The 12375-nt window shown below is 65.5% G+C and carries 16 protein-coding genes and 2 tRNA genes; 5 read left to right on the top strand and 13 right to left on the bottom strand.

Annotated elements, in window-relative coordinates:
* Positions 1-240 precede the first annotated feature (240 nt).
* A complete protein-coding gene (locus AC1VVG_RS08130; RefSeq protein WP_482835472.1) occupies positions 241-642 on the bottom strand; it encodes a hypothetical protein in 402 nt (133 codons plus the stop codon).
* A 313-nt stretch (positions 643-955) separates the two neighbouring features.
* Between AC1VVG_RS08130 and AC1VVG_RS08125 the strand changes: the two genes are divergently transcribed.
* A complete protein-coding gene (locus tag AC1VVG_RS08125) occupies positions 956-1420 on the top strand; it encodes a plasmid fertility inhibition factor family protein (protein ID WP_482835471.1) in 465 nt (154 codons plus the stop codon).
* 42 nt (positions 1421-1462) lie between these two features.
* Here the strand turns inward: AC1VVG_RS08125 and AC1VVG_RS08120 are convergent, their stop codons facing one another.
* From AC1VVG_RS08120 to ssuD, 9 genes are all read right to left on the bottom strand, one after another.
* Positions 1463-1978: a GNAT family N-acetyltransferase gene (locus AC1VVG_RS08120; protein WP_034186979.1), complete on the bottom strand. Its 516-nt coding sequence runs from the start codon at positions 1976-1978 to the stop codon at positions 1463-1465.
* Between the two features lie 605 nt (positions 1979-2583).
* Positions 2584-2659: transfer RNA gene (locus AC1VVG_RS08115), tRNA-His, on the bottom strand.
* Between the two features lie 54 nt (positions 2660-2713).
* On the bottom strand, positions 2714-3700 hold the full coding sequence (dusA, locus tag AC1VVG_RS08110) for a tRNA dihydrouridine(20/20a) synthase DusA (protein WP_034186982.1): 987 nt from the start codon (positions 3698-3700) through the stop codon (positions 2714-2716).
* A gap of 128 nt (positions 3701-3828) precedes the next feature.
* Positions 3829-4077, bottom strand: a complete 249-nt coding sequence (locus AC1VVG_RS08105; protein ID WP_482835470.1) for a hypothetical protein — start codon at positions 4075-4077, stop codon at positions 3829-3831.
* 55 nt (positions 4078-4132) lie between these two features.
* Entirely contained in the window at positions 4133-4330 is a 198-nt protein-coding gene (locus AC1VVG_RS08100) for a hypothetical protein (protein ID WP_034187036.1), read from the bottom strand.
* A gap of 142 nt (positions 4331-4472) precedes the next feature.
* Positions 4473-4688: a TOBE domain-containing protein gene (locus tag AC1VVG_RS08095; RefSeq protein ID WP_006476104.1), complete on the bottom strand. Its 216-nt coding sequence runs from the start codon at positions 4686-4688 to the stop codon at positions 4473-4475.
* Positions 4689-4745: 57 nt separating this feature from the next.
* Positions 4746-5705 carry an ATP-binding cassette domain-containing protein gene (locus AC1VVG_RS08090; RefSeq protein WP_059557793.1) on the bottom strand — a complete coding sequence of 320 codons (960 nt, stop codon included), beginning with the start codon at positions 5703-5705 and terminating at the stop codon, positions 4746-4748.
* Complete coding sequence (gene ssuC, locus AC1VVG_RS08085; RefSeq protein ID WP_049036196.1) at positions 5702-6514, bottom strand: aliphatic sulfonate ABC transporter permease SsuC; 813 nt, start codon at positions 6512-6514, stop codon at positions 5702-5704. Before ssuC ends, AC1VVG_RS08090 begins: the two co-directional genes overlap by 4 nt.
* Positions 6515-6531: 17 nt before the next feature.
* Positions 6532-7689, bottom strand: a complete 1158-nt coding sequence (gene ssuD / locus AC1VVG_RS08080) for an FMNH2-dependent alkanesulfonate monooxygenase (RefSeq protein WP_482835469.1) — start codon at positions 7687-7689, stop codon at positions 6532-6534.
* Between the two features lie 341 nt (positions 7690-8030).
* On the opposite strand from ssuD, the gene AC1VVG_RS08075 reads away from it, so the two are divergent.
* Positions 8031-8459 (top strand): hypothetical protein, encoded by a 429-nt coding sequence (locus AC1VVG_RS08075; protein ID WP_034186987.1) that lies wholly within the window; start codon positions 8031-8033, stop codon positions 8457-8459.
* A gap of 108 nt (positions 8460-8567) precedes the next feature.
* On the opposite strand, the gene AC1VVG_RS08070 is transcribed toward AC1VVG_RS08075, so the two are convergent.
* The 3 genes from AC1VVG_RS08070 to AC1VVG_RS08060 are packed head-to-tail and all read right to left on the bottom strand — an operon-like array spanning position 8568 to position 10593.
* A complete protein-coding gene (locus AC1VVG_RS08070) occupies positions 8568-9722 on the bottom strand; it encodes an enoyl-CoA hydratase/isomerase family protein (protein ID WP_482835468.1) in 1155 nt (384 codons plus the stop codon).
* Positions 9723-9753: 31 nt separating this feature from the next.
* Positions 9754-10086: a DMT family transporter gene (locus tag AC1VVG_RS08065; RefSeq protein ID WP_376698763.1), complete on the bottom strand. Its 333-nt coding sequence runs from the start codon at positions 10084-10086 to the stop codon at positions 9754-9756.
* A gap of 9 nt (positions 10087-10095) precedes the next feature.
* Positions 10096-10593, bottom strand: coding sequence for a heme-degrading domain-containing protein (locus tag AC1VVG_RS08060; protein WP_482835467.1), 498 nt, complete (start codon positions 10591-10593; stop codon positions 10096-10098).
* Positions 10594-10790: 197 nt separating this feature from the next.
* On the opposite strand from AC1VVG_RS08060, the gene AC1VVG_RS08055 reads away from it, so the two are divergent.
* The 3 genes from AC1VVG_RS08055 to aat all read left to right on the top strand — a co-directional run bounded on the left by AC1VVG_RS08055 (position 10791) and on the right by aat (position 12375).
* Positions 10791-10867 (top strand) — tRNA-Met (locus tag AC1VVG_RS08055).
* A gap of 186 nt (positions 10868-11053) precedes the next feature.
* Positions 11054-11599 carry an NUDIX hydrolase gene (locus AC1VVG_RS08050; protein WP_021161562.1) on the top strand — a complete coding sequence of 182 codons (546 nt, stop codon included), beginning with the start codon at positions 11054-11056 and terminating at the stop codon, positions 11597-11599.
* An 11-nt stretch (positions 11600-11610) separates the two neighbouring features.
* Positions 11611-12375 (top strand): leucyl/phenylalanyl-tRNA--protein transferase, encoded by a 765-nt coding sequence (gene aat / locus AC1VVG_RS08045; protein WP_482835466.1) that lies wholly within the window; start codon positions 11611-11613, stop codon positions 12373-12375.

Genomic DNA, 12375 nt, shown 5'->3' with positions numbered 1-12375 from the left:
TCAATGTCAGCCGTTACCGGCGTTTTTCTTTTCATGTCTGGTCTTCTATTTTTTTAGTTCACGCGGACGTCCTCGGAATCGGGCCAGTTTCCGGTAAATCACGTGCATTGTCAAAGCAGGTTTATTCTATTTTTCACGCGACGTGATTCCGGCTGCATTTTCTCGCGCCTGATTTTATGAATTGGCGTTTTTCGAACGCAATAGCATAAATCACATCGGAAACGCGGCAACCCGGTTTCATCATCCAGGCGCGCTGCTGGAAAACCAGTCGGCAACCATGTCGATCCAGTCCGGATCGCTGACGATTTCAACGACGGTTGCGCCGACGATTTCGGCAGCCGATGCGTCCGTCGCCACGCCGCCCCCGGAAACCGCCGCACCGGCCTTCGCGATCTCGGTGGATGCGCCGGACCGCGGGTCGGCAAGCCGTTCCAGCCAGTCGACGATATTGGCGCGCGCATCTTTTTCGTCGGCGAAGTCGTTGCGCGCGAGAAAGCGATCGAACACGATCCAAGCGAGCGTCTTGCCACGTGAGTCGGATTCGAGTCGCCAGTCGACGACGGCTGTCCGGCCGGACGCCCTGATTTCGAGCGTCGCGGTGAAGCAGTAATCGAGATACTCGATCTCAAGTTTCGACGACATGATTTGCGCCCGTCACTCCGCCCTCTCCAGTCTCATGACGAACCACGCGTGCCGCATTGCGCGCCACTGCGTGAATCTTGCATGACTGTTACAACGTATGTCCTTCCGGCTGGCAGTATCACGATAGTCTCGCCCCCTGTCGATATCGACTGCCGATGCATGACCGCCGCTACTTTGCCACCGGCTTTCCCTGCCCCTGCGCCTATGCGGCGAGTCGTTCCGTTTTTCCATTCCGCGTATCGACCTGCTCCGTTGCCGTGATCGCACTGCTAAACTCGAACCCAAGAACCCGCTCGCACCACCAGAGGAAAAAATGACACTCGCCCACGCACAACAAAGCGGCGTGGATGTCTGGATTATCCAGCTCCCCGGGCATGCCCCGTATGCCTATACGCACCTCAAGCGGGTATTCTCGTCCGACGACTCGCGACATCGGGTCGTGATGATCGATCTGAAGAAGTTGCTGGCGTGCGCCGACCGCGACACGACGGACTATGTCCTGCCGTCGGTCCAGTACTGGGCCCCGGGAAAAGCCGCGGGTATCCGCACATTCCTCGCTCCGGGTCAGGACAGGATTCCCGACATGCCGTTCATCACGTTTCGCGAGACCAGAGCGCGAACGCTGCTCGGCATTCCCGGCCTGTCGAAAATCGGCGTCGCGTCGTTTCGCAACGGCCAGCATCGGGCGCGCTATCTTGCCCATGCGGGCGCGACGGCGCTGCCCGTCGAGATCCACGAGACCGAGGCTGATTTGCTCGTTCGATATTGCGGCGAGTAACGGCGAAGCGCGTCCGGCTTTCTCACCGATACCGGCAAGCCCTCAGGCGTCGATCGCGTAGATCCGATCGGTGACCTCCGTCGGGCCGATGCGGCTCGTTTCGATACCGGCCAGTTGCCAGCCGTTGTGTTCGTAGAAACCGATCGCTCGCACGTTGCCGTCCAGCACCTGCAGGTGGACCTTGCCCGCGCCGATCGACCGCGCCCACGCACGGACGGCTTCGATCATGCGCTTGCCCGTCCCGCAGCCGTGATGCGAAGGATGGACATGCAGGCAGTCGAGCAGCACACCGAGCGCCGGATCGTCAGGACGTTCCGCACTGACGAAGCCGACGGGCGCGCCGTCCGACTCGGCGATCAGCACCAGGCCCCACTCGTCTTCGTTGCGATCGAGATACTTGCGCCACCGGATCGCGTGCTCTGTCGGCACCTCATCCGACAGATAGGCGGCCGGAAGGATATGGCTGTATGCGCTCTGCCAACTCTGCGTATGCAGGCGAGCGATGAGGGACGCGTCGTGCGCAGTCGCGGCGCGAAGCGTGGTCCGAGTGTCCGACATGGGTTGGCGACTCCTTGTAGCGTGTTCTATCGATCGGTATGTGTCGTCGCAAAATATACCGTGCCTTGCGAAATGCCTTTCTCGGTGACGCATCGCGGGGGTATCGCTGCATATGCAAAAAAAATCCCGGCGCCTTCATGGGTCGTCGGGATCGAACGGCCCTGCAAAGCATGAGGGCACGAGGAAGGCGATACATTACACCCATGAAAGACTGTTGCGCTTTGTCGGTTGGCGCCAAGTCCCTGTTCCATTCCGCCAATCCAGCCCTCGATGGAATGCCGTAAACGAAAAAAGCCTGCTCGCGCATCACGCGAGCAGGCAAGAAAACGGATCAGCATTCGAGGCACGAGGGCTGTCCAGGAGAGATAACGGCACTGCGCGCGCAAACCTTAGCGGAAAGCAGCGGCGCATGCGAACGCGTGCGGACGTTGTCTGCGCAACGACCGGGAAACGCGAAGTGATTCGAGCGCGGGCCTTCCGAGATATCCCCGATTTGCGCCGCCCGGGCGTCGGACCGATTACCGGTCGCGCTGTGCAATATGCAATACGAACGCCAGAAAGCAAAAAGCCCGGCTCATTGAACCGGGCTTTTTGCTTGAATTCGTTGGGGTGGCTGATGGGACTCGAACCCACGACGACAGGAATCACAATCCTGGACTCTACCAACTGAGCTACAGCCACCACTGATACTGCTTACTTTGCTTCGCTGTTTTGTTTCAGCAGCGAAGAACAAGATTATACGAAGACTTTTGAATCTTGCAAAGCCTTTTTTTCAAAAATTTCTTCGGCTTCGTTCAGATGCGCGCGCGCCTCGTCAAACACGGCCAGATCGCCGCGCGCGAGCTTCTTGTTGTCGGACAGCACGCGGCGCCAGCCACGCGCGCCCGGCATGCCGCGATACAGTCCGAGCGCGTGCCGAACGATCGCGCCGAGATAGGTCCCACGCTTCAGTTCGGCCGCGCAATACTCGATCAGCTGCGCCTCGGCTTCCTCGCGCGTCGGCACCGCTGCGGTCGACCCGTAGAAGCGCGTATCGACTTCGGCCAGCACAAACGGGTTGTGATACGCCTCGCGACCCAGCATCACGCCGTCGACATGTTCGAGGTGCTGCGCAACCTCGTCGAGCGTCGTGATGCCGCCGTTGATGACGATCTCCAGCGACGGAAAATCACGCTTCAACTGATACGCATAGTCGTACTTGAGCGGCGGGATCTCGCGATTCTCCTTCGGCGACAAACCCTTCAGGATCGCGTTGCGCGCATGCACGACGAACGTTTCGCAACCGGCCTCGGCCACCGTGCCGACGAAGTCCCGCACGAACGCGTAATCTTCGACCGCGTCGACACCGATCCGGTGCTTGACCGTGACCGGCACCGACACCGCGTCGCGCATCGCCTTCACGCCGTCGGCAACGAGCTGCGGCTCGTTCATCAGGCACGCGCCGAACGCGCCGCGCTGCACACGTTCGGACGGACATCCGCAATTCAGGTTGATTTCGTCGTAGCCCCACTGCTCGCCGAGCTTCGCGGCGCGCGCGAGATCGTCACGCTCGCTGCCGCCCAGTTGCAGCGCGATCGGCGATTCGCTCGGCGTGAACGCAAGATGCCGCTGCGCGTCGCCGAACAGCAGCGCGCCCGTCGTGATCATCTCCGTATACAGCCACGTGTTGCGCGTCAGCGTACGGTGGAACGACCGGCAATGACGGTCGGTCCAGTCGAGCATGGGCGCGACGGAAACGCGGCGGGGAGGAAGCGAGGACGAAACGGACATGGAATTCGGGCAACAGGCCAGCCGGCACGGGAACAACCGGTTATTTTACCGCAACCGGGGCCACTCCTGCCGGCGCTCCGCTAGCCGCCCTCGCCCAGCTCCGCATCGACGGCCCGGCGCGCCTCGTCGAGCACGCGCTCGATCACGCGTCGCTCGGTCAGCAGCATCCCGTTGACCTTGACGAGCCGCCAGTCGATCCGCACGGCATCGCCTTGCAGCACGCGGTAGTGCGCATGCTCGCCGTCCCAGACCTGCTCGGTCTTCACCTCGATCTCGAAACCGCGGTACGGCTCGCTGAAATCGCCGAGGTCGCTGCCTTTCGGTTCCATCGCACGCTCCATGGCGACGCGGCGCCAGGCCGCCCGGGCAGCCGGCGCCGGGCGCTCAATCGTATTCGTTGGACAAAAAGGATTTGCCGTCGGTCGTCAGGTCGACCCGGTCGGCCGTCGCCTGATAGATCAGCCCCTCGTTCAGCAACGCATAGACAACGTCGTCGAACGCAGCGGGAACCGGCCGGCTTTCGCCGAACTGGTCGATCCACTTCAGCGCTTCGATGGCTTCAGGGGAAAGAATGGGGGTCATGCGTTGGCCTCCGGCGTCGTGTCGCTCCATCCTAGCACTTCGTCCGGACGCCGAATACCGAGGCATGCGCGCTGCGGGAACGCCGATGCGGCGCGGCGGGCGCACTGCCCGCCGGCGCCGCATCGGAGCAGGACACGCGCGGTCAGAGACGCGCGATCGAGACTTCGGTGGACTTCACGAGCGCGACGACTTCCGCGCCGACCTTCAGTTCGAGTTCGTCGACCGAACGGGTCGTGATCACCGACGTGACGATGCCGAACGGCGTCTCGACGTCGACTTCGGAGACCACGGACCCGCGAATGATCTCCTTCACCTTGCCCTTGAACTGGTTACGTACGTTGATTGCAGTGATGCTCATCGGGATGATCGCTCCGAAGAAAAAAGTCTCAAGACGGGCGGCCGGAGCCGCCCGGAATTAAACGGCCCAGCGGATCTGCCCGACCGGTCGAACCTTGTCTGCCTCATGCTCCGCGTCCTGATCGACCGCACCGGGCCCGCCGGCAAGCACGCGCTTCAGCACGCGATCCTCCAGCGCCGCGAATGCGGCCGAGGCGCGGGCGCGCGGCCGGTCGAGCGGCACGGGCTGATCGAGCGCCACACGCCCCTGCTCGATCAGCAGGATGCGGTCGCCGAGCGCGACGGCCTCCTGCACGTCGTGCGTGACGAGCAGCGCGGTGAACCGATGCTCGCGCCACAACCGCTCGATCAGCGCATGCATCTCGATGCGGGTCAGCGCGTCGAGCGCGCCGAGCGGCTCGTCGAGCAACAGCAGTTGAGGCCGGTGCACGAGCGCGCGGGCCAGTGCAACGCGTTGGCGCTGGCCGCCCGACAATTGCGCGGGCCAGTCGTTGGCCCGCTCCAGCAGGCCGACTTCATCGAGCACCGCGCGCGCCTGATCGCGCGCGCCGCGCCCGAGGCCCAGCATCACGTTCTGCAGCACGGTCTTCCACGGCAGCAGACGCGCATCCTGGTACATGATCCGCGTGTCGAGCACGCCGCCGCCCTCGCCGCGCGTCACGAGCGCGCCGCTGCTCGGCTGCTCGAGCCCCGCGACGAGACGCAGCAGCGTCGATTTCCCGCAGCCGCTGCGGCCGACGATCGCGACGAAGCTGCCGCGTGCGATACCGAGCTCGACGTTGTCGAGCACCGTGCGTGCGCCGAAGCGCTTGCTGACGCCCGACAGCGTCACCGCGTCGTCGGGTGCCGGGCTGTCCGCGCGTCGTCGCGCGAGCGGCACGACCGATGCACCGCCGTCGCGCTCGAGAATCGCCGCGTCGCGCGCATCGCCGTCCGCGACGCGTGCCTGTGCCAGTTCGACCTCGAGATCCGCGCCGGCGAGCGGGCCGTAGGCGGCCGCCGAAGTGGTCGCATTCATGCCTTTGCTCCTGATTGATAAGCGGGATGCCAGCGCAGCGTCACGCGCTCGAGCCATTTCGCCAGCACGTCGGCCAGCTTGCCGAGCACCGCGTACAACAGGATGCCGACCACCACCACGTCGGTTTGCAGGAATTCACGCGCGTTCATCGTCATGTAGCCGATGCCCGACTGCGCGGAGATCGTTTCCGCGACGATCAGCATCACCCACATCAGCCCGAGCGCGAAACGCACGCCGACGAGGATCGAAGGCAGCGCACCGGGCAGGATCACGTCGCGGTACAGCGCGAAGCCGCGCACGCCGTAACTCTTCGCCATCTCGATCAGGTTCGCGTCGACCGAACGGATCCCGTGATACGTGTTGATGTAGACCGGGAAGAACACGCCGAGCGCGACCAGGAACAGCTTCGCCTTCTCGTCGATGCCGAACCACAGGATCACGAGCGGAATCATCGCGAGCGCCGGAATGTTGCGGATCATCTGGATCGTCGAATCGAGCGCGACCTCGGCCGCCTTCGACAGGCCGGTCGCGAGCCCCAGCGCGAGGCCGACGCCGCCGCCGATCGCAAAGCCGAACAGCGCGCGCCACGTGCTGACCTTCACGTTCGCCCACATTTCACCCGACGTCACGAGCGACCAGGCCGCGCGGACGACCGCCACCGGTTCGGGCAGCACGCGGGTCGACAGCCAGCCGGTGCGCGCACCGACCTCCCACGCCACCAGCAACGCGAGCGGCACGAGCCACGGCGCGACGCCGCGCCAGGCACGGGCCGCCACGACGGCGCCCGTCGTCGACGTTTTCGTTGTCATCGCAGGCCTCCTGTCGCTCAGCTCTGCGCGGCTTTCGGCAGATAGTTGTTGCCGACGATTTCGCCGAACGGCCCCGACAGCGGGCCGGTCGCCTTCTCCGCGCCCTTGCCCTTGATCAGCGGGAACACGAGCTCGGCGAAGCGATACGACTCCTCGAGGTGCGGATAACCGGACAGGATGAACGTCTCGATGCCAAGATCCGCGTATTCGCGCATGCGTTCCGCGATCTGCTCGGGATTGCCGACGAGCGCCGTGCCCGCGCCGCCGCGCACCAGGCCGACGCCGGCCCACAGGTTCGGGTACACCTCGAGCGCGTCGCGGCCGCCGCGCTTGCCGCCGTGCAGCGCGGCCATCCGGCGCTGGCCTTCCGAATCCATGTTCGCGAACGCCTGCTGCGCACGCGCGATCGTGTCGTCGTCCAGACGGCTGATCAGGCGCTCGGCGTCACGCCACGCTTCGTCCTCGGTTTCACGCACGATCACGTGCAAGCGGATGCCGAACTTGATCTTGCGACCGCGCGCCTCCGCGCGGGCCCGGATGTCGGCGATCTTCTTCGCGACGGCCTCGGGCGGCTCGCCCCAGGTCAGGTAGGTATCGATGTGATCGGCCGCAATCGCGTGGGCGGCCGGCGACGAACCGCCGAACCACAGCGGCGGATGCGGACGCTGCACGGGCGGATAAAGCGCCTTGCCGCCCTTCGACTGCAGGTGCTTGCCGATGTAGTCGAAGCCGCCGTTGTCGTGCGACGCGGCCAGCAGCCCGCGCCAGATGTTCAGGAAATCGTCGGTAATCTCGTAGCGCGTGTCGTGATCGGCAAACAGGCCGTCGCCTTCGAGTTCGGCCGCGTCGCCGCCCGTCACGACGTTGATCAGCAGGCGGCCGCCGGACAGGCGGTCGAACGTCGCGGCCATCCGTGCCGCCAGGCCCGGCGACGCGATGCCGGGACGCACGGCGACCAGGAATTTCAGGCGCTGCGTCGCCGGGATGAGGCTCGACGCGACCACCCACGCATCCTCGCAGGAACGGCCGGTCGGCAGCAGCACGCCTTCGTAGCCGAGCGTATCGGCCGCGACGGCGACCTGCTTGAAGTAATCGTAATCCGCGGCGCGCGCACCTTCGGCCGTGCCGAGATAGCGGCTGTCGCCATGCGTGGGGATAAACCAGAACACATTCATCTGCTGCTCCTGCTTGACTGTCACTGCCGAAATTTGGAAAAGACATCGCCCTGCTCGCGTCGCGGATGCGCGGCGCATGCATGGTGTGCGTTCGATTCGGGATAGCTCGCCGGTCAGGCCGCGCGGCGGGCGAGGACGCGATTGCACGGCTGTTTCTGGGAAATCAGTCTAGGGATCGGTGCAGGGCTTTGGAACGATTTTTTTGAGCTTAGGTTTTCCGCTTTCGTGATTAGCACGACGCTGGAGCGAATATCGCCGCGGACGGGCCCTATAATGGCGCACCTATCCGAATAACTCCGCGCGTCCGGCCCCGGCCGTGCGCGCCTGCGGTGCACTCATCGATGCAGAAAGTCATCCTGCCATTCCTGTCCGGCTTCCTGGCCGCCCTGTTCTTCCGCGAGGCGACGCTCGCGCTCCTTCACACCGCCGACCTGATCGCCGCAACCGGCTTCTCGACGCAGCCGTTCGCGCCGCTCGGCATTCCTGAATTTGTCGCGAATGCGCTGATCAGCGCATGCTGCGCCATTCCGATGGCGTGGCTGCTGCGCGTATCGCCGGAACGCGAGGCATCGTGGATCGGTGCGCTCATATTCGGCGGCATCGTGCTGACGGCCGCCCGCGTGTTCGCGATCGATCCGCTGCGCGGCATCTGGCCGTCGGGCAACATGATGCCCGTGCTCGCGGCCGGCTTCGCGGCGAACGCGGTGTGGGGCTTCGGCGCGCTCGTGTTCATGCGCGCGTTCATGTCCGACGACGCGGGCGACGAATAACGCACGCTCGGGCGCGATGCCCTTCGATCGCCCTCCGCAAAAAAGGCCGCCTGCATCCGCAGGCGGCCTTTTTGTTTCTGTCTAGCGTGCCGGCCGGCCCGACCGACGTCAGTCCTGCAGATTCCGCAGCGGATGCGTGTCCGGCGCCCACGGGCTGTCGAACATCGCGAGCACGTCGGCGCGATCGACATCGGCGGCCGACTTGAGGCGCCAGGCCGGCCGGTGATCCTTGTCGACGATCAGCGCGCGCACGCCCTCGATCACGTCGCCGCGCGCGAACGTCGAGCGCGTGAGATCGAGATCGCGCCGCAGGCAATCGGCCATCGTCGCGCCGCGTGCGCGTTCGACGACCTCGAGCGACACGGCCATCGACAGCGGAGACAGCTGTTCGCGCATCGCATGGGTCGCCTTTTCGACCCAACCGTCGACAGCCGCGCAATCCTGCTCGGCGTCGAGCGATGCGAGGATCGCGTTGACGTCGGGCTGCGCGAAATGCCGGTCGATCCCGGCGCGCGCATCGGCCAGCGCCGACGTGTCGGGCGTCGGCACGACCTTGTGCGCGGCCGCTGCCTCGGCGACGCAAGCCACCGCCCGCGCACCGCTGTCGATCGGCGCGCTGCGCAGCGTATCGAGCAGTGCCGGCAGCGCGGCATCGGGCAGATAGACGTCGGCGAGTTGCGCGTACAGCGCGTCGGCCGCGCCGAGCGCCGCACCGGTCACGGCGAGATAACGGCCGATCGCGCCGGGCGTGCGCGCGAGAAACCAGCTCATCCCGACGTCCGGGAACAGGCCGATGCGCGTTTCCGGCATCGCCATCTTGGTCGAGTCGGTCACGACGCGCAGGCCGCCCGTATGCCGCGCGGCCTGCGAAATACCCATGCCGCCGCCCATCACGACACCATGCATCAATGCGATGTACGGCTTCGGATACGTGAAGATCGCATGGTTCAGCGTGTATTCCTCGATGAAGAACGTGTCGACCGCGTCGCGGTCGCCGCGCTGCCATGCGTCGTGGAAGAAACGCACGTCGCCGCCCGCGCAGAACGCGCGCGGGTGCGGGCTGTGCACGACGACGGCGACGACTTCGGGATCGTTGCGCCACGCGTCGAGTGCCTGCTGCATCAGCCGGATCATGCCGACCGACAGCGCATTCAGCGCCTTCGGCCGGTTCAGCTCGAGAAAGCCGATGCGGTTCGCGACATACGCGTGGACGTCGGGCCGGGCGGATTCGGCGGTAGCAACGGCGGAAGTGGAATCGGTCATGGAAGTCATCCGGCAAACGGCAGTCGCACGGTCAGTGCGCCTGCATCTTCGAGAACAGGTTCAGTACCACGACGCCCGAGATGATCAGCCCGAGGCCGATCACCGCCGGCAGGTCAGGCACCTGACGATAGAGCAGCATCGCGACGAGCGTGATCAGCACGATGCCGGCGCCCGACCAGACTGCATAGATGATGCCGACGGGCATCGTGCGCAACGTGAGCGACAGACAGTAGAACGCGATGCCGTAACCGGCGACGACGAGCGCCGACGGCCAGAAGCGCGTGAAGCCGTCCGCCGCGCGCAACGCGGACGTGCCGACCACTTCCGCGACGATCGCGATCGCGAGCCATGCATAACCGGGCAGTTGCATCGCTCAGCTCCTGGCGAGGGCCAGCATGGCGTAGTCGTGGCCGAGCTCCGCGCACAGCGCCTCGACGACGAACTCGTGATCCGCGCGCTGCGGCAGCCCTGACGCGGTGATCGAGCCGATCACGCCGGCGCCGGCGACGGTCAGCGGGAACGAGCCGCCGTGCGGCGCATATTCGGCGATCGGCAGCCCGTGCTTGTCCGCGAGCGTGGCGCCGGCCTGCTGCAGGCGCAGGCCGATCGCGTACGAGCTGCGGCGGAAATGCGCGACGACGTTGCGCTTGCGGCGCACCCAGTCGGCGTTGTCGGGCGTCGCGCCGGCGAGCGCCGCGTAGAACAGCGGCTGGCCGAACGTGACGATGTCGATCGCGATCGCATGGCCGCGCGTCGTCGCGAGCGCATGCATCCGGTTGCCGAGCGCCCATGCGCGCGCGGGATCGAAATGGGGAAACACGAGCGCCTGTTCCTGCGCGCCGATCGATTGCAGATCGTGAGCGATGTCCATGAATCCGTCGATACTGTAAAGGGAGCCGCAACGGCGCCGACGCGATCGCGCACGGCCCTGCTGCCGGGATGACGACACAAACCGCTCGATTCTAGCGCACGCGCTCCACGTACCGTCCCTACGAGACGCGACACGCGATTGTCAGAAAGTGCTTGCATGCCCTCGGGTAACTCCTTATAATTCATTTCTTCGACGGACGCGGGGTGGAGCAGTCTGGCAGCTCGTCGGGCTCATAACCCGAAGGTCGTAGGTTCAAATCCTACCCCCGCAACCAACCCGTCCAGCATTCCGCAAAAAGCCCGGCCTCGCGCCGGGCTTTTTGTTTTTCCGCGCCCGGGCACGGCCCCCTTTTCGCGCACGCGCACCTCCGCTTCGCGCGACATGCCGCCCGCATGCGCAGGCGTTCTGGAATGGCGTGCCCCGGTGATACACTCGCATCACCTCGTCCCTTCCACTCGACATGAAATTCTGCTCCGTCTGCGGTCACGAAGTCATCGCGCGCATTCCTCCGGGCGACAACCGCGAGCGCTTCGTCTGCGATCACTGCGGCACGATCCACTACCAGAATCCGCGCAACGTCGTCGGCACGGTCCCGGTCTGGGGCGACCAGATCCTGCTGTGTCGCCGCGCGATCGAACCGCGCTACGGATTCTGGACGCTGCCGGCAGGCTTCATGGAAATGGGCGAAACGACGGCCGAAGCCGCCGCGCGCGAAACGCTCGAGGAAGCCGGCGCACGCGTCGAGGTACAGAACCTGTTCACGCTGCTCAATGTGCCGCACGTGCACCAGGTCCACCTGTTCTACCTCGCGCGGCTCACCGATCCGGGGTTCGAAGCCGGCGAGGAAAGCCTCGAAGTGAAGCTGTTCGACGAAGCCGACATTCCGTGGGACGAGATCGCGTTCCCGACCGTCAGCCAGACCCTGCGTTTCTTCTTCGCCGATCGCGCCGCCGGTGATTACGGCGTGCACACCGGCGACATCTTCCGCTCGCTGCGCAACGGCTGAGCCCGCGCCCCATGGTCCCCTGGCTCGGCCCGGACGATCCGTTTCCGCCCATCGAGCGCGCGCTCGGCCCCGCGACCGGCGCGCCCGGGCTGCTGGCCGCGAGCGCAGACCTGCTGCCGTCGCGCCTCATCGAGGCGTACCTGCGCGGCATTTTCCCGTGGTACTCGGACGGCCAGCCCGTGCTGTGGTGGAGCCCCGATCCGCGCATGATCCTCATGCCGGCCGAATTCAAGGTGTCGCCGTCGCTGCGCAAGACGCTGAAGCGCGTGCTGCGCGATCCCGAATGGGAAGTGCGGGTCGACCACGACTTTCCGGGCGTGATGCGCGCCTGTGCGCAGGCGCCGCGGCGCGGGCAACGCGGCACGTGGATCACGGCCGAGATCATCGACGCGTATACGTCGCTCTACCGCTCCGGCAACGCGCACAGCATCGAGACGTGGCACGACGGACGCCGCGTCGGCGGCCTGTACGGCGTGTCGTTCGGGCGGATGTTTTTCGGCGAGTCGATGTATGCGGACGTGACCGACGCGTCGAAAATCGCGCTGGCCGCGCTCATCGCGCACCTTCGCGAGCAGGGGCTGGAGATGATAGACTGCCAGCAGAATACGTCGCATCTAGCGTCGCTCGGCGGCCGCGAGATCGCACGCAAGGCGTTTGTCGCTCACGTGCGCAGCGCGGTGGCCGAACCGCCGATTCCGTGGCAGTTCGACAAGCGCGTGCTCGCCGCGCTGACGGGCTCCGCCGAGAAGGCGGCGCCCTCCGGGATCGAGCGCTAG

Source organism: Burkholderia sp. L-4, assembly GCF_056856535.1.
Note: the sequence above shows the minus strand (reverse complement) of the source record. Positions and strands in the feature narration are given on the sequence as shown.